At 54.7% G+C, this 19,376-nt stretch carries 23 protein-coding genes and 1 pseudogene; 14 read left to right on the top strand and 10 right to left on the bottom strand.

Features of this window, described 5'->3' with window-relative positions; all coding sequences use genetic code 11:
- Positions 1 to 4 precede the first annotated feature (4 nt).
- Both rpsQ and AEP_RS11345 read left to right on the top strand, forming a co-directional pair.
- Positions 5 to 274: a 30S ribosomal protein S17 gene (gene rpsQ, locus AEP_RS11350; RefSeq protein WP_087495485.1), complete on the top strand. Its 270-nt coding sequence runs from the start codon at positions 5 to 7 to the stop codon at positions 272 to 274.
- A gap of 92 nt (positions 275 to 366) precedes the next feature.
- Positions 367 to 873 carry a peroxiredoxin gene (locus AEP_RS11345; protein WP_087495484.1) on the top strand — a complete coding sequence of 169 codons (507 nt, stop codon included), beginning with the start codon at positions 367 to 369 and terminating at the stop codon, positions 871 to 873.
- 16 nt (positions 874 to 889) lie between these two features.
- Here the strand turns inward: AEP_RS11345 and AEP_RS11340 are convergent, their stop codons facing one another.
- The gene (locus tag AEP_RS11340) at positions 890 to 1,384 is read right to left on the bottom strand and encodes a GNAT family N-acetyltransferase (RefSeq protein WP_087495483.1); all 495 of its coding nucleotides are present in this window, start codon (positions 1,382 to 1,384) and stop codon (positions 890 to 892) included.
- A 125-nt stretch (positions 1,385 to 1,509) separates the two neighbouring features.
- Entirely contained in the window at positions 1,510 to 2,007 is a 498-nt protein-coding gene (locus AEP_RS11335) for a TlpA disulfide reductase family protein (protein ID WP_087495482.1), read from the bottom strand.
- A 15-nt stretch (positions 2,008 to 2,022) separates the two neighbouring features.
- On the opposite strand from AEP_RS11335, the gene AEP_RS11330 reads away from it, so the two are divergent.
- From AEP_RS11330 to ptsP, 6 genes are read left to right on the top strand one after another with little or no spacing between them, the layout of a single operon-like run.
- Positions 2,023 to 2,727: a DUF4197 domain-containing protein gene (locus AEP_RS11330; protein WP_087495481.1), complete on the top strand. Its 705-nt coding sequence runs from the start codon at positions 2,023 to 2,025 to the stop codon at positions 2,725 to 2,727.
- A complete protein-coding gene (locus AEP_RS11325) occupies positions 2,724 to 3,245 on the top strand; it encodes a hypothetical protein (protein WP_157673149.1) in 522 nt (173 codons plus the stop codon). Before AEP_RS11330 ends, AEP_RS11325 begins: the two co-directional genes overlap by 4 nt.
- Entirely contained in the window at positions 3,242 to 4,465 is a 1,224-nt protein-coding gene (locus tag AEP_RS11320; RefSeq protein WP_087495479.1) for an MFS transporter, read from the top strand. The genes AEP_RS11325 and AEP_RS11320 overlap by 4 nt, the downstream gene beginning before the upstream one ends.
- A 22-nt stretch (positions 4,466 to 4,487) precedes the next feature.
- Positions 4,488 to 4,934: a PTS sugar transporter subunit IIA gene (locus AEP_RS11315; protein WP_087495478.1), complete on the top strand. Its 447-nt coding sequence runs from the start codon at positions 4,488 to 4,490 to the stop codon at positions 4,932 to 4,934.
- Entirely contained in the window at positions 4,903 to 5,172 is a 270-nt protein-coding gene (locus AEP_RS11310) for an HPr family phosphocarrier protein (protein WP_087495477.1), read from the top strand. Before AEP_RS11315 ends, AEP_RS11310 begins: the two co-directional genes overlap by 32 nt.
- A complete protein-coding gene (ptsP, locus tag AEP_RS11305) occupies positions 5,169 to 6,950 on the top strand; it encodes a phosphoenolpyruvate--protein phosphotransferase (protein WP_087495476.1) in 1,782 nt (593 codons plus the stop codon). Before AEP_RS11310 ends, ptsP begins: the two co-directional genes overlap by 4 nt.
- 76 nt (positions 6,951 to 7,026) lie before the next feature.
- On the opposite strand, the gene AEP_RS11300 is transcribed toward ptsP, so the two are convergent.
- Together AEP_RS11300 and mgrA are read right to left on the bottom strand one after the other, a co-directional pair.
- On the bottom strand, positions 7,027 to 7,872 hold the full coding sequence (locus AEP_RS11300; RefSeq protein ID WP_087495475.1) for a DMT family transporter: 846 nt from the start codon (positions 7,870 to 7,872) through the stop codon (positions 7,027 to 7,029).
- A 46-nt stretch (positions 7,873 to 7,918) separates the two neighbouring features.
- The gene (mgrA, locus tag AEP_RS11295; RefSeq protein ID WP_087495474.1) at positions 7,919 to 8,965 is read right to left on the bottom strand and encodes an L-glyceraldehyde 3-phosphate reductase; all 1,047 of its coding nucleotides are present in this window, start codon (positions 8,963 to 8,965) and stop codon (positions 7,919 to 7,921) included.
- Positions 8,966 to 9,105: 140 nt separating this feature from the next.
- On the opposite strand from mgrA, the gene AEP_RS11290 reads away from it, so the two are divergent.
- From AEP_RS11290 to AEP_RS21070, 6 genes and pseudogenes are all read left to right on the top strand, one after another.
- Positions 9,106 to 9,582 (top strand): hypothetical protein, encoded by a 477-nt coding sequence (locus AEP_RS11290; RefSeq protein WP_087495473.1) that lies wholly within the window; start codon positions 9,106 to 9,108, stop codon positions 9,580 to 9,582.
- Between the two features lie 214 nt (positions 9,583 to 9,796).
- Entirely contained in the window at positions 9,797 to 10,459 is a 663-nt protein-coding gene (locus AEP_RS11285; protein WP_087495472.1) for a TnsA endonuclease N-terminal domain-containing protein, read from the top strand.
- Complete coding sequence (locus AEP_RS11280) at positions 10,456 to 12,369, top strand: Mu transposase C-terminal domain-containing protein (RefSeq protein WP_087495471.1); 1,914 nt, start codon at positions 10,456 to 10,458, stop codon at positions 12,367 to 12,369. The genes AEP_RS11285 and AEP_RS11280 overlap by 4 nt, the downstream gene beginning before the upstream one ends.
- Positions 12,366 to 13,268, top strand: coding sequence for a TniB family NTP-binding protein (locus AEP_RS11275; RefSeq protein ID WP_087495470.1), 903 nt, complete (start codon positions 12,366 to 12,368; stop codon positions 13,266 to 13,268). Before AEP_RS11280 ends, AEP_RS11275 begins: the two co-directional genes overlap by 4 nt.
- Before the next feature lie 5 nt (positions 13,269 to 13,273).
- A pseudogene (locus AEP_RS21385) lies at positions 13,274 to 13,717 on the top strand (TniQ family protein); the annotation flags it as partial.
- A 42-nt stretch (positions 13,718 to 13,759) separates the two neighbouring features.
- Positions 13,760 to 14,281 (top strand): hypothetical protein, encoded by a 522-nt coding sequence (locus tag AEP_RS21070; RefSeq protein ID WP_232459813.1) that lies wholly within the window; start codon positions 13,760 to 13,762, stop codon positions 14,279 to 14,281.
- 99 nt (positions 14,282 to 14,380) lie between these two features.
- On the opposite strand, the gene AEP_RS11265 is transcribed toward AEP_RS21070, so the two are convergent.
- The 6 genes from AEP_RS11265 to AEP_RS11240 form a co-directional block, all read right to left on the bottom strand.
- Positions 14,381 to 15,271, bottom strand: a complete 891-nt coding sequence (locus AEP_RS11265) for a patatin-like phospholipase family protein (protein ID WP_087495468.1) — start codon at positions 15,269 to 15,271, stop codon at positions 14,381 to 14,383.
- An 89-nt stretch (positions 15,272 to 15,360) separates the two neighbouring features.
- Positions 15,361 to 16,758: a phenylacetate--CoA ligase family protein gene (locus tag AEP_RS11260; RefSeq protein ID WP_157673147.1), complete on the bottom strand. Its 1,398-nt coding sequence runs from the start codon at positions 16,756 to 16,758 to the stop codon at positions 15,361 to 15,363.
- Between the two features lie 55 nt (positions 16,759 to 16,813).
- The gene (locus tag AEP_RS11255) at positions 16,814 to 17,638 is read right to left on the bottom strand and encodes an acyl-CoA desaturase (protein WP_232460007.1); all 825 of its coding nucleotides are present in this window, start codon (positions 17,636 to 17,638) and stop codon (positions 16,814 to 16,816) included.
- Positions 17,639 to 17,731: 93 nt separating this feature from the next.
- Positions 17,732 to 18,646 carry an alpha/beta hydrolase gene (locus AEP_RS11250; protein ID WP_087495465.1) on the bottom strand — a complete coding sequence of 305 codons (915 nt, stop codon included), beginning with the start codon at positions 18,644 to 18,646 and terminating at the stop codon, positions 17,732 to 17,734.
- A 33-nt stretch (positions 18,647 to 18,679) separates the two neighbouring features.
- On the bottom strand, positions 18,680 to 18,946 hold the full coding sequence (locus tag AEP_RS11245) for a phosphopantetheine-binding protein (protein WP_087495464.1): 267 nt from the start codon (positions 18,944 to 18,946) through the stop codon (positions 18,680 to 18,682).
- Between the two features lie 12 nt (positions 18,947 to 18,958).
- Positions 18,959 to 19,375 carry an acyl-CoA thioesterase gene (locus AEP_RS11240; RefSeq protein ID WP_335583049.1) on the bottom strand — a complete coding sequence of 139 codons (417 nt, stop codon included), beginning with the start codon at positions 19,373 to 19,375 and terminating at the stop codon, positions 18,959 to 18,961.
- Between the last annotated feature and the right edge of the window lies 1 nt (position 19,376).

The raw sequence follows: 19,376 nt of genomic DNA, 5'->3' as shown, positions 1-19,376 counted from the left end.
ATAAATGACGGAAGCTAAAAAATCCCTCAAGCGCACCTTGATCGGCAAGGTGGTCAGCGACAAGCGTGCTAAGACTGTGACTGTGCTGATTGAGCGCCGTGTGAAGCACGAGCTCTACGGCAAGATCGTTGCAAAGACCAGCAAGTACCACGCCCACGACGAAAAGGGCGAGTACAAGCTGGGCGATGTGATCGAGATCACTGAGAGCAAGCCCATTTCCAAAACTAAGAACTGGGTTGCTACCCGTTTGGTGGAAAAGGCAGCTGCGGTTTAAGTCTATAAGACTTGGTCACTGCAGTTGAATAAGAAACGGCCCACAATGTGGGCCGTTTTCATTGGTACTTACACATTGCATAAGGAGCAAACATGATTCAAGTAGGCGATACCCTTCCCGCGACCACGTTGATGGAGTATTCCGAAGTGGAAGGCGAAGGCTGCAGCATTGGTCCTAACCCCGTGGATGTTGCAAAGGCTACTGCTGGCAAGACGATCGCTCTGTTTGCCCTTCCCGGCGCCTTTACACCTACCTGCTCAGCGAAACACGTTCCAGGCTATGTGGAAAGTGCAGAAGCCTTCATGGCTGCGGGTGTGGATGAGATTTGGTGCGTCAGTGTGAATGACGCCTTCGTGATGGGCGCTTGGGCGCGCGAACAGAAGACCGGCACCAAGGTCCGTATGCTGGGTGATGGCGATGCAACCTTCACCAAAGCCACCGGCCTCACCCTGGATCTGACAGGCAAGGGTCTCGGTTTGCGTAGCAACCGCTATTCCATGTTGGTCAAGGATGGAAAAGTGGCTACCTTGAATGTGGAAGCTGCGGGCAAATTTGAAGTGAGCGACGCCGGCACCTTGTTGGCCCAAGCGAAAGCCTGATGGCTTGACGCAGGGCCTAGAGCTCTGCCTTCAAGTAGTGCGCCCCCGCTATCGGGTTGAAATAGTAGGGGGGCACTTCTTCAAAGCCCAGCTCCGCATACAAAGCTCGGGCAGTTTCCATATCATCCAAGGTATCCAACAGGATGCAGTCGTAGCCTCTGGCGCGGGCAGCATCCATGATGGCCTCTGCGAGCAGGCGTCCAATTCCCAGACCGCGATGGCCCGGCTTCACAAACAGCCGCTTCATTTCTGCGGCGTTGGGGTAGTCCGCAGTGTCAAGTGGTCTGAGAGCACAGCACCCGGCCCAAGCATCATCCACCTCAGCCAGAAGCAATGCGCCCCTTGACGCGTCGTAGTCTCCGGGAAGGCCACTCAACTCTGCTGAAAAATTCTGGAAACACAGATCCACCCCCAACTGGCTGGCGTATTCCTGGAAAAGCTCGCGCACTGCATCGAAATCGGCAGCGGTTTCAGCAAAACGAATATTGGGAACCGGGAGAGGTGCGGACATGGGGGATGAACAGGACGCTGAAAATCTGCGCTAGGCGCACAGCATCACTTTATCACCGCCAAAAACTACCAGCGCAACCTGCCTGATGGCGAAGAGCCCCTCATCGCTTGCCCGAGCGGAACGACTCACGTCTCCTGGAGCAATTTCTCGATCAAACGGTGCAATTCTGCGAAGTCCGGCTGGCCGACATAGCGCTTTACGATCTCCCCGCGCTTATCCACGAGGTAACTGGTGGGCGTTAAGGTGACCTCGCCCCAAGACTTTGCGACAGCGCCGGTGTTGTCAATCGCCACATCGAACGGCAATTTGCGTGTCTGTGCGAAGTTGACCACGTAGCTGGGCGGATCGTAAGCCATGGCCACCGCAACCATGTTGTAGCCCTTGCCCTTGTACTTCTCATAGGTCTCAACCATGTGCGGCATCTCGGCCACACAAGTTGTACAGCTCGTCGCCCAGAAGTTCACCAGGGTGACACGCCCGCGCAAGTCCTTGGTCTGCAACTGGCTACCATCGAGCAGAACGAAGGTGGACGCAGGAGCATCGTGTTTACTGGTGGTCAAAAAAGCGGCTACGCCTACGGCGCAAGCCGCTACGATGCTACCCAACACCCAATGTTTTTTCATACGCAGGAAGTTCCTATGGATCGTCGCCAGTTTAATTCTTTCTCACTCGGTGCAGTCGGCTTGTGGGCCACCTTGGCACACCAACACGCCTATGCGTTGACATTGGCAGACCTGACCAACACCGATGCCACCAAGGGACTGAAGGCCGCACTCGACAAAGGCGCTTCCGCAGCCATTTCTCAGCTTGGAGTGTTGGATGGATTCCTCGGAAACGAAAAAGTTCGCATCAACCTGCCTTCGTATCTGGAAGATGCTGCCAAGCTCTTGCGTACCTTCGGACAGGGCGCTCGCGTGGACGAGCTGATTACTTCCATGAACCGTGGCGCAGAAGCGGCCGTCCCGATGGCCAAAGATGTTTTGACCAAAGCCGTACAAGGCATGAGCGTTCAAGATGCCAAAGGCATTCTGGGCGGCGGGGACACAGCCGTCAGCCAGTTCTTCGCTGAGAAGACGCGAGCTCCCTTGGCAGTTAAGTTCCTGCCCATCGTGACGCAGGCAACCGCCAAGGTGGGTATGGCGGACAAATACAACCAACTGGCGGGCAAAGCGTCCGAACTCGGATTGATGAAAAAGGAAGATGCCAATATTCAGCAGTATGTGACGGGCAAAACACTGGACGGCCTGTATTTCATGATTTCCGAGGAAGAAAAGAAGATCCGTCAGAACCCGGTCGCCTACGGCAGCAGCATCTTGACCAAAGTGTTCGGCGCGTTGAAATGACAGGGTGGTCCGGAGTATGCCTGCGCATGGTGGGGCTGCTCGCGCTGGCGGCCTTGCAAGCATGTACGCCGGCGTTGAATTGGCGTCAGGTCCAAATGCAGGACTTGAAGGCGCGCCTTCCTTGCAAGGCCGACACAGCGACCCGTCCGGTCCATCTGGCCGCCACGCCACTTGATTTGCAGATGATGGGTTGCGAGGCGGATGGGGCCCTATTCGCCATCAGCCATGTACGCGCTCAGGACACCGAGGCAGCCACCCGAGTAGTGCAGCAATGGAGAGCATTTGCACTGCAGGCGCTGCGCACGGAGGCTTCTCAACCCGCATCGTGGCAAGCACCAGCGTGGGCCACGCAAGCCGTATCGCTGCGTGCAGATGGCCAAAATCCGAAAGGACAGCCCGTGCAAGCCCGCCTGACATGGATACGCCGTGGCGCAGATGTCTATCACCTCGCGGTGTATGCAGAGACGCTGACGGAGTCCATTACGCAACCCTTTCTCGAAGACCTGCAAACCCCATGAATCTTTTAACGCGCCAGCGCGCCATTGCCGTGTTCGTCGCGTTTGCGCTGGCGTACTTCTTGTCGGCTTTGATCCGCGCCATCACTGCCACCATTGCACCTACCCTGGTCGCTGAATTCCAACTCCGCTCGGCAGACCTCGGTCTGCTCGCAGGCGGTTACTTTCTGGGCTTTGCCGCCATGCAACTCCCCTTGGGGCGATGGCTGGATCGCCATGGCCCGCGCAAAGTCGAACTGGCTTTTCTGGGCGCGGCTCTCGCAGGTTGCATAGCCTTTGCAAAGGCTGACGGATTCCAGGGTCTGTTGCTCGCGCGCATCTTGTGTGGTGTGGGCGTGTGTGCCTGCCTGATGGCACCGCTGACCGGTTACCGCCGCTGGTATGCCCCGGAGCAGCTCATGCGCGCGAACTCATGGATGTTGATGGTCGGCGCTTTCGGCATGGTTGCGTCAACCCTGCCGGTTCAGTGGCTGTTACCCGCCATCGGATGGCGAGGCATCTTTTTGCTGCTCGCAGCTTTGGTTGCCATCAGCATGGCCGTGATTGCCTGGCAGGTACCGGCCTGGACAGGACAGAGAGATAGCGAAGCACCCAGTGCCAAGACCAACACCGGCTACAGCGAAGTGTGGCGCAACCCTTATTTCAGAGCCCTGGCCCCGTTGGGATTTTTCAACTACGGTGGCCTCGTCGCCATGCAAACCCTGTGGGCCGGCCCCTGGATGACCAAGGTGGCTGGCTACACCGCGGCCGAGGCAGCCACGGGACTCTTCTGGCTCAATGTGGCCATGTTGCTGGCGTACTGGGTGTGGGGCATGGCCAACCCTTGGCTCGCCCGCAAAGGCTATGCAGCCGAAATCCTGATTCGCCGGTGGACGCCCTTGACCTTTGCTCTCCTTGCTATATTAATCATAGCTACCCCCGCTTATCCGGTGGGCGCTGCTGTCATATTTACTTTGTATTGCGTGGCTACGACTGTCGTGGCACTGGCGCAGCCTGCCGTGGGCATGGTCTTCCGCTCCGAGCTGGCCGGTCGCGCCCTTTCGGCTTACAACCTCGTGATCTTCGCCGGTGTTTTTGCCGTGCAATGGGGAATAGGCCTGTTGCTCGATGCGTTCAAGGCGGCGGGCTTAGCAGAGCCGGCTGCGTACCAATCGGCTTTCGGTGTTTATGGCCTTGCATGCGTGCTTGCTTATCTGGTGGCATGCCGGGCAAAGGCGCCATAATCAAAGCCCACTCTGACTTTGTATGAACACAGGCATCCTCATCATCGCCCATGCACCTCTGGCTAGCGCGTTGCGGGCCTGCGTGTTGCACGTCTATCCGGACGCCGGAGATGGCGTAGTCGCCCTCGATGTGCCCCCGAGTGAGAATCCTGAAATCACGCGGGCTGCCGCCAAAGCCTTGCTCAGCCGCTTCGACACCCCTCAAGCCCTGGTGCTGACCGATGTGTTCGGTGCCACCCCCTGCAACGTGGCGCAGAAAGTCGTGGACGGGCATATGTCCAAGCTCGTGGCGGGCGTGAACCTGCCCATGCTGTTGCGCACCGTGAACTACCGGAACGAAGCCTTGGACGTCCTTGTCACCCGGGCGCTCGCCGGAGGGACCCAGAGCATCATGCAAGTCGCCGTGACGGCACCCCAGAACCAACATCGCAAAACCCATGATCAGCACCAACACGACCATAGTCAATAAACTGGGCCTGCACGCACGCGCTTCCGCCAAATTCACCAAACTGGCGGGCAGCTTTCCCTGTGAAGTCTGGATGTCCCGTGGCGAGCGCCGCGTGAATGCCAAGAGCATCATGGGCGTCATGATGCTGGCAGCCGGCATCGGCTCCGAGATCACGCTGGAGACCAACGGCGAGCGCGAACAGGAAGCCATGGACGCGCTGCTAGCACTCATCAACGACAAGTTCGGCGAAGGCGAATGACATTCTCTATCCACGGTCTGGCCGTCTCGCGCGGCATTGCCATCGGCCGTGCCGTGCTGGTGGCGTCCAGTCGCGTGGATGTGGCGCACTATTTCATCCAACCTGAAGAGGTCGAGGCCGAGATTGCCCGCGTCCGTGCAGGGCGCGACGCCGTGGTTGAAGAAATCGCTCGCCTGCAGGCCAGCATCAGTCGCATGGGCCCCAAAGAGGCGCCTACCGAATTGGCAGCCCTGCTCGACGTGCACCTGATGCTCTTGCAGGATGAAGAGCTGGTCGGCGGCGTCAAGCACTGGATTACCGAGCGCCTGTACAACGCCGAATGGGCGCTGACCACCCAGCTTGAGATCGTGGCCCGCCATTTCGACGAGATGGAAGATGCCTACCTGCGCGAACGCAAGGCGGACATGGAGCAAATCTGTGAACGCGTGCTGCGAGCCATGAAGGGCGCACAATCTCCGGTCGTACAACCTTCCCAACGCGGTGGCCGCAAGGGCTCTCAGCAGGACCTGTTGCTGGACGACACGGTGGATGTGCCGTTGGTGCTCATTGCGCATGACCTGTCCCCGGCCGACATGCTGCAGTTCAAGCAAAGCGTGTTTGCCGGCTTCATCACCGATGTGGGCGGCAAAACTTCGCACACCGCCATCGTGGCGCGCAGCATGGACATTCCCGCCGTGGTGGGGGCCCGCACCTGCAGCCAATTGGTGCGGCAGGACGATTGGGTCATCATCGATGGCGACGCCGGCGTGGTTATCGTAGACCCGTCTCCCATCATCCTGGCCGAATACGGCTTCAAGCAGCGTCAAGGCGAATTGGAGCGTGGGCGCTTGCAGCGTTTGCTGCATACCCCGGCCGTCACCATGGATGAAGAAAAGATCCAGCTGCTGGCCAATATTGAAATGCCGGAGGACGCCCAACACGCCCTCAAAGCCGGCGCGCTGGGTGTGGGCCTGTTCCGCAGCGAGTTCCTGTTCATGGGGCGCCACGGCAAATTGCCGGATGAAGAAGAGCAGTACCAGGCCTACAAAAAAGCGGTCGAAGGCATGCAAGGCCTGCCGGTCACCATCCGCACCGTGGACGTAGGTGCCGACAAGCCGCTGGACGAATCGGTGCGCGACGACGCCCACCTGAACCCCGCGCTGGGCTTGCGGGCCATCCGCTGGAGCCTGGCAGACCCTGCCATGTTCCTCACACAGCTCCGCGCCATTTTGCGGGCGGCGGCCCACGGCAAAGTGCGTTTGCTCATACCCATGCTCGCGCATGCCAGCGAAATCCGGCAGACTCTGGCGCATGTGGATCAGGCCCGCGCGCAACTGGACCGTCGCGGTCTGGCCTACGGCCCCGTGCAGCTGGGTGCCATGATCGAGATTCCGGCTGCAGCGCTGAGTCTGCAGCTGTTCCTGAAGTATTTCGACTTTCTCTCCATCGGCACCAACGACTTGATCCAGTACACGCTGGCGATTGACCGGGCAGACGAGTCGGTAGCGCATTTGTATGACCCCTTGCATCCGGCCGTGCTGCGTCTGGTAGCCGACACCATTGCTGAATGTCGTGCCCAGGGCAAGGACGTGAGCGTGTGCGGTGAGATGGCAGGGGACGTGACCCTGACCCGCCTGCTGCTGGGCTTGGGCCTGCGCAGCTTCTCCATGCACCCCGCACAGATTCTGGCCGTCAAGCAAGAAATCCTGCGCTCGGACACCAGCAAACTGGCGGCGTGGGCCCAGCGGGTCCGAACGGCGGAAGACCCCGCCCTGGAGTTGGCGGGCGGCTACGTGTGAGTGTACTGCGCTGCGCTATTTTTTTTTATAGCTGCTCGCGCATATTCCATGGGCGCTAGCGCCACATTTCATTGAATTATGGTTTGGCGCGTGAGCCCAAAACAGCCGCCCCTACGATCATCGCGGCAGCCAACGCCACACTGGCGCTAGGCCATTCGCCCCGTATCCAGAGCAGGCCCAGGGTGGACAGCAACGGCGTTAGAAATGACAACACGCCGATGGTGCGTGCATCCCCGCGTTTGAGCGCCGCATCCCAGAGGTAAAACGCGCCGCCCAAAGGGCCCAGGCCTAACGCCGCCAGCAACTGCCAATCGTGTGCACTCAGTGTGACGGATGGCTCCAGGAGCGCGTGGCACAGCAGCGAGAGCATCCCGGACACCAGCCCAAACAAGCCAATGGCCGCATTCGGGAAGGGCGGCACCCGTCGCGTCATCAACGAATAGCTCGCCCAGACGAATGCAGACACCATGGCCGGCAGGTAACCCCAGGCCCACCCGCCCATGTCGCTGCCCGCATGACGGCCGCCCAGAATGGCCAACGCCGCACCGGCAAAGCCCAGCAAGGCTGCGGCTACGTGCAGCGCACGCAGACGCATACCGGGCAGAAACAGCGGTGCCATCAACACAATGCCCAGCGGCCACAGGTAGTTCACCAGGTTGGCCTGTACCGGCGGTGCATGGCGCAAGGCGATGAAGAGCAAAAAATGAAATCCGAACAGCCCGTACACCCCCAGTGCCAAGGTGGCGGCGGGCACCTTCCATTCGCTTACCCGCCCGCGCGATAGCACCAGGCCGATCACGCTGCCGATGACCAGACCCACTCCCGTGAGCAGAAATGGCGGCACGTGGCCCAGAGAAACCCCCAAAGGGGCCAGGCTGCCCCAGAGGGCGATAGCGGCAAGCGCGAGAAGAGAAGCGTTCATTCGCTGAAGCTTAGCCGCACCGTATTCGCAAACCGGGGCCTGTGGTTCAGGCCAGTCGCTGGTCGGTGGAAGGGCGCTTCCACAGGTTGATGCCGCCGTCCACCGCGTGGCCATCAATTGCAGCCAGCTCCTCCGCGCTGAAATTCAGATTGCTCATGGCGCCCACCAGGTCCACGATCTGCTCGGGCTTGCTGGCACCTATCAGCGCAGAGGTGACGCGTGCATCGCGCAAGACCCACGCAGTGGCCATCTGGGCCAGGCTCTGGCCGCGGGCTTGGGCGATCTCGTTGAGGGCGCGCACATGTTTGAGGTTTTGCTCGCTCAAATGGTCCTGCTTGAAAGAGCCACCGCCCGGGCGGTTGATGCGCGCGTCTGCAGGCACACCGTTGAGGTACTTGTTGGTCAGCAGGCCCTGTGCCAGCGCGCTGAAGGCGATGCAGCCCATGCCGGTTTCATCCAGCGCGTCCAGCAGGTCTTCCTCGATCCAGCGGTTCATCAGGCTGTACGACGGTTGGTGAATCAGCATGGGCACGCCCATGCTCTTCAAGATGGCTGCCGCTTCGCGGGTTTTGGTGCCGGAGTAGCTGCTGATGCCGGCGTAGAGGGCCTTGCCTTGCTGCACGGCGGTGGCCAGAGCGCCCATGGTTTCTTCCAGCGGGGTGTCGGGGTCAAAACGGTGGCTGTAGAAGATATCCACGTACTCCAGGCCCATGCGCTTCAAGCTCTGGTCCAGGCTGGCGAGCACGTATTTGCGCGAGCCACCGCCCTGTCCATAAGGGCCGGGCCACATGTCGTAACCGGCCTTGCTGGAGATGATCAGCTCGTCTCGGTAGGGCATGAAATCACGGCGCAGGTGTTCGCCGAAATTGGTTTCCGCGCTGCCATATGGGGGGCCGTAGTTGTTGGCCAGATCGAAGTGGGTGATGCCCAAATCGAAGGCCGTACGCAGCATGTCGCGCTGAGTCTGGAACGGTGTGGCGTCGCCAAAGTTGTGCCACAGGCCCAGCGACACCGCTGGAAGTTTGAGGCCGCTTTTGCCGCAAGTGCGGTAGGGAACACGTCCGTCGTATCGGTCAGAGGCTGCGTGGTACATGGTGTGTTAGATGGGTGAAATTGACAACTGGGGATCGCTATTGTTGTTCATTTTTTATGCGCTTAAATTCAGAAGCGGAATGCCCCGATTTCTGTCGATGTCACGGGGGTTGGCGTCGGTCTCCCTGCATACTCCACGCCATGAACTTGAACGAATCCGACATGAAGACCCAGGAGCCCCGTCTCTGGATCAGCGACGGCTGGACGGCCCGCGTGGTGAAAAACGAAGACGACGATGGATGGGCGGTCGCGATGACGGCCGACGGTGCCTCGGAGCCCGCGCTGGTCGGCCCCTGGACCATGGGGCGCGACAAAAAGAACCCCAAGCCGCTGGACCAGAGTGCCTTTTTGACCTTGGTGAAAACGGCGCGTGAATTCGTGCGCCGCAGCGAACAACAATTACACGCCACCCTGCATCAGAGTCTGGAAGTGGCAGCCGGTGAAGGGCGCGTAAGGGTCTATCTAGACATCGAACCCGATGACGAAAACCCCAGCGCCACACTGACTGCCCGTGACGAAGGTGACGATCTGTTGGCGCAGGTCAAAGTGTCCCCTGCCTTCAAGCTGAGCCGCGCCAGCGCAGTGGCCTGGGTGGAGAGTGGCTACGCCAAGCCTTGAAGCAAAAATAGCTGCTGGCGCACGGTAGTTGTGCGCGAGCAGCTATTAAATTGGTAGCGCTTTGGGTTCAGACCGCGGGTGCACTTGTGAACCGTCACCCGATTCTGAGAAACAAGGTTAGTTATTTGTAGATTTTATCTATAGATAATGAGAAAAAGTGCAGAAGTTAGCGAGACTGGATTAGAAATGTCTCCCAAATCGCTAGACTGGTCACATGCCTGTTCGCAAGATCCCCAAAAACCACCTGTTCGTCACCGGGGCCTACTCAAGTCGTAAAAGCGAGGTAATGGACCCTTTTGAGTCTCTTCTTGAGAAAGACTACCTGCTGGCTCTGGACTTTGATGATGCTGTGGAATCATTCGAGGTGCAACCCGTTCGTATTCCAGTGAAGGGGGTACCGAGGGGCTATGTTCCCGACGTCCTCGTGAAATACCGACCGGATCCCGAGTCGGGCCAGAACCGGAAACCGCTACTCGCAGAAGTGAAGCGCAGCGACTTTCTGAAGAAACACGCCGCGGATTACGCACCCAAATTTGCTGCAGCGCAGGTCTATGCCGAGTCCCTCGGGTGGGAGTTCCGGACGGTCGATGAAACGGAAATCCGCCTCCCTCGGTTGGCCAACATCAAGTTCTTGCGGGAGTACCGCAACGTTGACCCATTGGAAACGGATTGCATGCGTGTGTTGCAAGCCATGGCTGACAACCATGGGGTTTCGTCCTCCGAGCGCATCCTGGCCACTCTGGCGTTGACCGACAACGAACGACTTCACTGGTTGCCGGTAATCTGGAGCATGCTTTTCCAGCGGCGCTTGCATACTGACTTAGATACTCCTTTCGGCGGTGATGTCGAGTTGCAATTGCCAGGAGCTGCGCTATGAACGACCGCACCACCCCCACCCAGTATTGGGTTACCAAAGGGGCAACAGTCACCAATGGTGGGCGTGAGTACGTCATCTTGAATCTGGCGGACGTCAATCTTGTTCTTGCCAGAGACATTGAGACTGGCAACAAAGTGCTCCTCAAAATGGGTGATATCGGGCCACCCACGCTTGTAGCGGAGAAGCCTGCGGCAAAAACTGTGGAGCCGGAGCTCCTTGACGTCACCGAGTTCGACTGGGCCATCGCCCAGAAAAGACGCGAGTGGATTGAGCCCTTGTTGCTGAGTCGCTACCAGCGATCTAACGCGCTGTACGACGAGATTGCGGCAGAAGCCCAAGTCAGCAGGGCCACGGTGTACCGCTGGGTCACCGCGTATCGCGCTACCGGCACGCTCTCGTCTCTCCTGCCGATGTACCGCAATCGCGGCGGCAAAGCAAAGCCGCGTATTGCACCGGAGGTGGAGGCCATCATTGCAAAGACCTTGGCAGAGTTTCACGACACCGACCAGCACGTGTCTATCGCTGCGACCATCAAAGAGATCCGGCGCTTGTGCTCCAACGCCGAACTCAAGCTACCTGCGGTCAATACGATACGCGCCAGATTGAATCAGACCAACGGGCCAGAAAGGACGCGATTGCGCTATGGCGCCGCCGTGGCCCACGCCAAACATCAACCGATCAAGGGCGTTATTCCTGACGCTGATTGGCCGTTAAGCATTGTACAGATCGATCACACCTTGCTGCCCGTGATGATCGTGGACGACAAGCACCGCAAGTCCATCAAACGAGCTTGGATCACCTTGGCAATCGATGTGTTCAGCAGGGTGTGTTTGGGCATGTACCTTTCGCTGGAGGCTCCTTCTGCAATGTCAGCTGGCATGTGCATCAGCCACGCGATTCTTCCCAAGGACGCTTGGTTGCGCCGAAGGAGCATAGTTAGCGTGGATTGGAACATGTGGGGTGTCATGGGTATTCTTCACATGGACAACGCGCGCGAGTTTCGAGGTGACATGCTGAAGTCGGCTTGCAGGGTTTATGACATCGATATCCATCTACGCCCGGTCAAGAAGCCGCGCTATGGAGCCCACATTGAACGCCTCATGGGGACCGTCACTGAGGGACTCAAGACTTTGAAAGGGGCAACATTTTCGGGTCCGGAAGAACTCTACGAGTACGACGCTGAGGGCAATGCCTGCATGACCATGGATGAGATCGAAAAGTGGCTTGTGCTGTTTTTTGCTCGGTACCACTTGGAGGATCATGGTGGTATTGGCATGCCTCCGTTGGAGAAGTGGCGGCAAGGGTTGCTGGGAACCAAAGACAAACCTGGTCGTGGCTTGCCCGCCAGACGCACTGACGAAGAACTTCTCAGAATCAACTTTACTCCATTCATCGAACGCACCATTCAGGCCTATGGCGTCGTCATTGATGACGTCCATTACTACCACGATGTGTTGCGGGCCTGGATGGGCGTGATGGACCCGGAGTTTCCCAAGCACAAGCGCAAATTCAAATTCCATCGCGACCCTCGCGACATCAGTCAGCTCTACTTTTACGACGAACTTTCAAAGCGATACGTGACGATCCCCTACCGCGATAGCAGTTTGCCGCCGGTCAGCATTTGGGAGCTGCGCAATGCGCAGGGGTTGGCTGAAAAGCGCGGCATTTCCAAAGAAAACGAAAAGGCAGTCTTTGCCATCATCAATGAGCAGCGCGCTTTGGAAGAGGATGCGGCCGGCAAGACCAAGGTAGCCCGTCGCGAAGCACAACGACGGACTGAGCATGAGAAGACCAGGGCTGAGAAGAAGAAAACCATGCCCAATGTGTCAGCACCCGCGAAATCTGCGACTCCGCCGCCAGCGGTCCACGGCTACAACCCCGATGACGTGCAAGCGTTGGATGACGAATGACTGATGCGACGCAAGCCTATCCGCATCTCAACGATGCAGCCAGGGCACTGGTAGACGCCGCGGATGCCGTGCGCATCAAGTCGATTCAATCCGGCACTTGGTTGGGTTACGGCAAGGCCAAAGAGATACTGGCGCGCCTGGAAGAGCTGCTGGAATATCCACGCATAACGCGCATGCCCAATATGTTGCTGGTAGCACCTTCGTTCAACGGTAAGACGTCCATTTTGGAGCGCTTCCTGGAACTACATCCGGTTGACCTGGATGCGACAGCCGAGGTGACGACCTGTCCTGTGGTGATGGTGGAATCCCCGCCTACGCCAGATGTGTCCGCGTTTTACACACGGATCTTGGATGCATTGATGGCACCTTATAAACCCACGAGTTCTCCCCAGGAAAAGAACTCCCAGGTCAAGCTGCTGTTCAAGCAGATGGGCGTCAAGATGTTGATCATTGATGAAATCCATCACCTGATCGCCGGGAGCATGAATAAGCAAAGAGACTTCAGGAATGCGCTGAAGAGCCTTGGCAATGAAACCAAGGTGGTTATCGTGGCAGCGGGCATCGAGGATGCGTACAACGCATTCAATACCGATCCCCAGATGTCTAGTCGGTTCACGCCCGAAGTACTACCACTGTGGAAGGCCGATGTGCACTTTGGTAGCTTGCTGGCTACCTTGGAGAAACGCACACCACTTAAGAAAGCCTCTGACCTCAAGTCGCCCGAAAAAATGCAAGCCATCCATGACCGCAGCGAGGGGACGTTGGGCGACATGTGTGATCTCTTCAAGGCGTTGGCGATTGATGCCATCCGGACGGGGGCCGAGGAAATTGCCCTAGAACAAATCGGTGCGCTGCGCTGGCTGCCCCCATCCAGGCGCAAAGAGCATCAACGGTTCTAACGGGCATGCAGGGCATGACATCACCGTTATGGCCCATTCGATACAAGCCTCTCCCAGATGAGCTTTTGTCCTCTTGGCTTGTGCGCCTGGCCAGGGGCCACGGATTGCGGGTTCAGACTTTTTGCAATCTGATTTTTGGAAACCAATTACAAGTCTGGAACAGGGACATCGACCGCCTGGGCCCCGATTGGCTCGTTGATGTACTCAGTGACCGAACCGGAACTCCGATTGAGCAGGCTCGTGGGACCACGCTGCGCAGTTACGAGGGGTGTTTGTATCCGTCCTTCAGGACATCCGGGTCTTTGCAATGGATAACCACGCTGCAGATGTTTCATAGGACGCGGCAGGGCTTCGGGATGCAGTACTGCCCGCAGTGTCTTTTTGAAGATCTCGTTCCGTACTTTCGCAAAGAGTGGCGTGTGGCTTTTATAACCACCTGCTCTCGCCACCAGTGCATGTTGCGGGATCGTTGTGTCGCGTGTGGAGCGGGGGTGGCTTTTCACCGGGGGGATATGGGCAATCCGCAAGGGCAGCATCGGGAGTTGATTTCCGACTGTTTTGCCTGCGGGGCAAGTCTGGCCAGTGACTTGGTGGATTCGGTTGAATCCTATGAGCCCATCGTGATGGATTGGCTGTCTGGGATCTCTGCAGCGGTGATGTCCGGCACCCCGAGCGCCACAGATTTAGACAATCTCAGCGTGATGCGACAACTGGCGCTTTTGTTACTGTCGCGCTGTTCAACAGTGAAGCTTCACGACCATGTCTGCCGTGAGCTCGCTGTGCCGCCAATAGAGCTGGTAAATGGAAAACTTGGCTTTGAATCACGGTTGCTTGCGGAGCGGCACCATGTCATCCAACTGATCGGCTGGTTGATGATGGACTTGGAGCCTCGGTTGCGAAGTGCATGGCGGGCAAAAGGTGTGCGCTACAACCACATGTTCAAAGACTTTGACAGAGCACCGCAGTTCTATCTCGAAATAGTTGAGAGTTTTGCCAATTGGCGTGCAAGATGAAACCCAAGCATCTTGCCAATGAAGATGCAGCAGTGGCGCACTTACAGAGGCCCCGATTGATCCGGTGCGGATGGTCAGTTAGACCGGAATACGCAAGCATTACGCAATCTTCAAAATCCCTGTATCCAACGCCTTTATGGCATCCATCTTTCCAAGATCGAAAGCGTCTCGAACCGTCGTATGCGTTGTGCAATCCCAAGTAGAAACGGGAACACGTTTGCTAGGCTGCCAGTAGTTCCGCCCTCTCCAATTAAACATTTGAGGTAGGTTTGGATAATTGCGCGTCAAAAGTACCAAGGTTCGCCGTTGTTCATCCTGATCTTGCTTATGTATCGGCGCATTGTCCGTGTATCCACCGTCAATCGCTCTGAAATTACTAACAAATCGTGATTGCAAGATAGGGGGCGCCGCCGCCGCCGCGCACAATACAGAATGCGCGTCTGAAACGGTTGAGCATTGGTCCAGATCAATGAAAGCCTGCCGCAATCCAAATAGCTTTGGCAACCGAGGATGGATGCTGTGCCAAATATGCTTATCGATCAAATATGCAAGCGTTCCAAATGCAACGGAGCCGGCCATTCCTAGCCAAGGTGCCGGCCGAGTCACCCCCACTTTGATTTTCGTTCCAGATTTTTCCAATGCAGAGAATGTTTTCGGATTCAGAAAGGACTCTATCCATGCCGGATATATATGCTGATGTGCAAATTGAAATTTCCCCCGAGAAAGGGCCGTCCAATTAAAAATACTTTGATTAGTGGCGTAAAGATCAATACAGGCATTCAATGCAAATTCAGGGTCAGCAGTCACACATGAGGTAGCTACCGCCGCCCCCGCACTTGTTCCAACCAATTGCCTGGGAAGGCTCATCCCCCTGCTGAGCAGATGCGTAAGAGCACCACCTTGCCACCAACAACGATTTCCACCGCCAGCAAATGCGAGAGTGTCGATTTCAGAAAGACGTAGCGAGTTCAGTGAGCGAAGATTATTCATGCGGCTTTGAAAGGATGCTTTAACCGATCCCATTATCTTGAGGAATTGAAATTTCTAATGGGCACACTTCGTTTCCGATCCACTAGTGTTTACGCTCGCATGGCTTGCAATTGAAGGTGCTGCGACTCGGCATTAACCTCATTGACAATTAGGCGAAATTTTCTGGTTGCGGGATCCACCAAGAGTTCATCGACATGGTGTATCTCAAAGTACACGTTACTCATCTTCTTCTTTTGAAGAATTTGCCGAATTCGGGATTTTAACAAATCTATTGCGTTGGCAATCTCTGTCGAACTCAACCCTTTTTCCATGCACACCAAAAAACTGAAAGACTCTGAAGTCTGCACACGCATTTGAAAACGCGCAACTCCAGGAACGAATATTTCATTAATCGTATGAGGACTTATAAAATCATTAGCTCCATCCTCATTTATAAATTGAGGAGCTGATTCGGATCGACCAATGATGCCTCGTATCATTTGATAGGGGTGCTCCTCTTCAACAGCATTCTCCGGCATCAGCACATCTCCCATACGATATCGAATTAGGGGGAACGTATGGTTAAAAAGAGAAGTGACAATGGAATGGTCATCATTTAATTCAAAATGCAGATCGTCTTCATACAATTTAATTGACGAGGTGTTGAGTGGAGAGGCCCCCATCACCATAAATTCCGTACTTCCATAATAATTTACGATGCCGCTACGAAAGGCTGCTCTTAAATTCTCCGCGTCCTCGGGGGTTGAAGGCTCGCCCCCTAATTCAACGTTTCGTGGAGAAATGCGTAAGATGCCTTCTCGCTGTTTTTGAGCAAGCACGGCGAGACTTGAGGGGTAGCCTGTCAACAGTTCAGGCTGAAAATCATTTAATTTTTTAATGGTTTCATCCAATGGGGAATTAATCTCCAGAGTTAAAACATTGAAAAACATTTTGTTGATGAATTGCTTCCCTGTCGTTGCCCAGGAGACGCCTGCGTAATGCCCATCAGCTGCAAGGTAGCAGGCAATTTTCGTTGGCGAGAAAGGCACGGGTACTTTTCTAGTCCTACTTATATGAGAAAAGCCGCAAGCCCAGTCTCGACGAGAAAAAGGAAAGTAAGCGACTTGTCCATTTGAACCGGAAGTATGGACGATATAGTATTTCCCGAGAAAGAGATCTGCGGGATTTTTCGAATTGGCCAAAAAATCAGATATAGATTTTTTATTTATGCTCCGTTCAGTTGATATCCGATCAAAATTCTCTACAACCAACTCTTTAGTCAAAATTGGGAAGTCGGATGGAATGCAAGTATTTACATTAATTGATCGCTTTTCAATCAACTCTCGATAATATGGGGAGTATTTGTAAGCATGCTTAACTAGTTTTCTAAACTTCTTTAGTTGCAATACTTGCAGCGAATGTTTTGTTAAGTGTTCATTCCTCTTATGTTCTCGCATTTTGCGAATCATGGTAAAGAACTGAATTGCAGCACCGATGAACGTATTCATTTTTTCCTTCTAGGTCCATGCAAGAATTAACTGCGGATGATATTTGCAGGCTCGCTTACTTGTTGACAATGGTCATTGCACCGGATTTTCCTTCGAGCAGAACGGCAGCTGGCACTTCGTGCAAATCCCAAACAATGTGAAAAAACGAAAGTACTCTCAATACAAGATAGGTCATATCCAATTCCCACCAATAAAACCCAGCCCTAGCTGAATTCATATATCGATGATGGTTGTTATGCCAAGACGCTCCGAAGCTCAATAAACATAGCAGCCAATTGTTGGACGTTGTATCGCGCGTTTCAAATGTTCTATAGCCTATGAACTTGGGTATTGGCCCATGCGTAAACACGTTGACAAAGAAACCTCCTTGCAGCGACAAGAACGTGCTGAAGAAAAAAGCCCAAATTACTGCTGAAAATCCATTAACTTTGGGCCCCAAAATGTCAGAAAACTGGCCAATTGAAAAGACTCCGATGAGTAAGATATAAGGGAACAAATAGTGATATTTATTAACCCACACCAGCTCAGGAAACTTAGATAGATCTTTCGCGGCGTCTAGATCGGTATCTGCATTTGCCGAATCCAAAACCCAGCCGATGTATGCGTACATTCGTCCTTTTTGCACAGGACTATGCGGATCCAGTGGCATATCAGCATGCTTATGATGCGCTCTGTGCAATGTCGCCCACCAAATTGGGCCTTTGTGCCCAGATGATGCCCCCAAACACGCTAGTATTAATTGAAAGGCTCGGGAGGTTTTGAAGCTCCTATGAGAGAAATATCGATGATGTCCCGCCTCCCACCCAAAGGTTCGGAAGCTGAACGTTAGCAATGTGAGCCACACTAGTGACCAGTCGAAGGGGACAAAGAAAATCCCCATCGACGCTATATAAACAAGTGCCGCACGAATCTTAATAATTCGAAGGCTTTCTGATTTTTGTATACCGGTATTACTAAGCATCTCCATCGCCTTTTATTTGTTATTCGCTTTTCCAATGAAGCTGCAGACTCCGGAGATTGTTCGATCATCTCGTAGGATTTTTCGATGCCCCAATCCAGCGGTTACGATTGTTTCAATTTTCCTCACGGGCTTGCATCGGTTGATGAATTCTTCAGCATGGAAAAATGGAATCTCAACATCGTCTTGATCATGAACAAGTAAAATTTCCGAGGGGTCTGAATTCACCATGGAAACGATGTCTAGTTTTTTCCAACTTAGCCGAGGAGCATGTTTGACCTCCAAGACTTCACGCATACGTTGGATGGTTTTCTGGGGAATATTTAGCAATTCACCAAACCGGTCAGTGATCCAGGCTGCGTCCGAAAAGCAGCCTATCAATACTGTTTTAGTAACTTGAAATTTATATAGCTGCTTTGCGAACATTGTGTTGCCCGCACCAAATGAGTGTCCAATGATTGAATGAAATGGACCGTGTTTCTCAACGACACTGTGCACGGCGGCGGTGTATTCCATCATGTCCGTCGTCTTTCCTGATGATTTGCCGTGTGCCGGCGCGTCAAAAGCAACCACAGAAAATCCGTTGTTGAGTAGTGGTTCTACAAAAGCGCCCAACTGACTACCACGCCCGCCCCAAGAGTGACAAAGCAGTACTCTTTCTTCTCCGTTTCCCCATTTATATACGGCGACTTCAGAGGTGCTGGTGCGAATACGACTCTCAACAGCAGACTTAAGTTTTTCTGATTCCCAGGATGGCGTCCGGAATCGCTGAGGTGTTAAGAATAACTTCAGCGCAAGTCGCGCAGCTATTGCGGGTACAACTGCAGACAACGGTGGAAAGCACTGGCGAATCAGCTTTATTGCTGGCTTATCCGCGAATCCGATTTCCGTAGTGCGCTTAGCCTTCTGAGGTAGTGATATCGAGTTCATGGCGATCCTAATGAATATGTATGGTCACTGACATCACACGACACTTGCAGCCGCATCGATCACCATGGTTTCAATGTGGCAAACGAGGTCATTTACAGTAACTAATTTCTCGGTCACTTCCTGCAGAAAAACCACCGCAAACTTATCCTCAAGAGCCATGACAATTTCGATGCTGTCGAGTGAATCAGCATCCAAATCATCTCGAAGTGATGCGGTAGGTATGATTTTTTCCGGGGCAACATCAATTGTGTCGAGAATCACTTCTTTAACATCTGCCAAGATTTTTTCGAACGTAGTCATTTCTATTCCCTGTTAACAATAGTTTTTAAATTTGTCCGCGATACTCTGCGGAACTCGAGTTGGAAGAAGCGATATAGGGCTAAGAAATGCCCCAATCTGGGTACCCACAATTGTTTGTTGGCCGTTGATTTTCGAAATAAAGCTAAATCCCACTTCCCAGCGCGACCTCATAACCATATTTACCCATACCGATCCGATAATGGAGTCTCCGTAAGCAATGGGGCGAAGATAATTGACGTCCGTTTTTGCGATGACGGAGAGATTGCTAGGGTCCCCGGCATCGACATCAGAAAAATGGTCTGACATCATCTTTACGCGCAGCTGCTCCATCCATCTGACCGCGACTGTGTTGCTCAAGAATCCCGTGAAATCCACTTCGTATGGAAATGGGCTGAATTCGGAAGTCGAAATAAATGGCCGAGGAGGCATT

This window comes from Curvibacter sp. AEP1-3 (assembly GCF_002163715.1).
Lineage (GTDB): Bacteria > Pseudomonadota > Gammaproteobacteria > Burkholderiales > Burkholderiaceae_C > Allorhodoferax.
This window is presented reverse-complemented; position numbering and strand designations above follow the sequence as displayed.

Excerpts from the sequence above, each read along its gene's own strand:
- rpsQ (WP_087495485.1), top strand. The coding sequence starts at position 5 with ATGACGGAAGCTAAAAAATCCCTCAAGCGCACCTTGATCGGCAAGGTG.
- AEP_RS11345 (WP_087495484.1), top strand. The coding sequence starts at position 367 with ATGATTCAAGTAGGCGATACCCTTCCCGCGACCACGTTGATGGAGTAT.
- AEP_RS11340 (WP_087495483.1), bottom strand. The coding sequence starts at position 1,384 with ATGTCCGCACCTCTCCCGGTTCCCAATATTCGTTTTGCTGAAACCGCT.
- AEP_RS11335 (WP_087495482.1), bottom strand. The coding sequence starts at position 2,007 with ATGAAAAAACATTGGGTGTTGGGTAGCATCGTAGCGGCTTGCGCCGTA.
- AEP_RS11330 (WP_087495481.1), top strand. The coding sequence starts at position 2,023 with ATGGATCGTCGCCAGTTTAATTCTTTCTCACTCGGTGCAGTCGGCTTG.
- AEP_RS11325 (WP_157673149.1), top strand. The coding sequence starts at position 2,724 with ATGACAGGGTGGTCCGGAGTATGCCTGCGCATGGTGGGGCTGCTCGCG.
- AEP_RS11320 (WP_087495479.1), top strand. The coding sequence starts at position 3,242 with ATGAATCTTTTAACGCGCCAGCGCGCCATTGCCGTGTTCGTCGCGTTT.
- AEP_RS11315 (WP_087495478.1), top strand. The coding sequence starts at position 4,488 with ATGAACACAGGCATCCTCATCATCGCCCATGCACCTCTGGCTAGCGCG.
- AEP_RS11310 (WP_087495477.1), top strand. The coding sequence starts at position 4,903 with ATGATCAGCACCAACACGACCATAGTCAATAAACTGGGCCTGCACGCA.
- ptsP (WP_087495476.1), top strand. The coding sequence starts at position 5,169 with ATGACATTCTCTATCCACGGTCTGGCCGTCTCGCGCGGCATTGCCATC.
- AEP_RS11300 (WP_087495475.1), bottom strand. The coding sequence starts at position 7,872 with ATGAACGCTTCTCTTCTCGCGCTTGCCGCTATCGCCCTCTGGGGCAGC.
- mgrA (WP_087495474.1), bottom strand. The coding sequence starts at position 8,965 with ATGTACCACGCAGCCTCTGACCGATACGACGGACGTGTTCCCTACCGC.
- AEP_RS11290 (WP_087495473.1), top strand. The coding sequence starts at position 9,106 with ATGAACTTGAACGAATCCGACATGAAGACCCAGGAGCCCCGTCTCTGG.
- AEP_RS11285 (WP_087495472.1), top strand. The coding sequence starts at position 9,797 with ATGCCTGTTCGCAAGATCCCCAAAAACCACCTGTTCGTCACCGGGGCC.
- AEP_RS11280 (WP_087495471.1), top strand. The coding sequence starts at position 10,456 with ATGAACGACCGCACCACCCCCACCCAGTATTGGGTTACCAAAGGGGCA.
- AEP_RS11275 (WP_087495470.1), top strand. The coding sequence starts at position 12,366 with ATGACTGATGCGACGCAAGCCTATCCGCATCTCAACGATGCAGCCAGG.
- AEP_RS11265 (WP_087495468.1), bottom strand. The coding sequence starts at position 15,271 with ATGAATAATCTTCGCTCACTGAACTCGCTACGTCTTTCTGAAATCGAC.
- AEP_RS11260 (WP_157673147.1), bottom strand. The coding sequence starts at position 16,758 with ATGAATACGTTCATCGGTGCTGCAATTCAGTTCTTTACCATGATTCGC.
- AEP_RS11255 (WP_232460007.1), bottom strand. The coding sequence starts at position 17,638 with ATGGGGATTTTCTTTGTCCCCTTCGACTGGTCACTAGTGTGGCTCACA.
- AEP_RS11250 (WP_087495465.1), bottom strand. The coding sequence starts at position 18,646 with ATGAACTCGATATCACTACCTCAGAAGGCTAAGCGCACTACGGAAATC.
- AEP_RS11245 (WP_087495464.1), bottom strand. The coding sequence starts at position 18,946 with ATGACTACGTTCGAAAAAATCTTGGCAGATGTTAAAGAAGTGATTCTC.
- AEP_RS11240 (WP_335583049.1), bottom strand. The coding sequence starts at position 19,375 with ATGCCTCCTCGGCCATTTATTTCGACTTCCGAATTCAGCCCATTTCCA.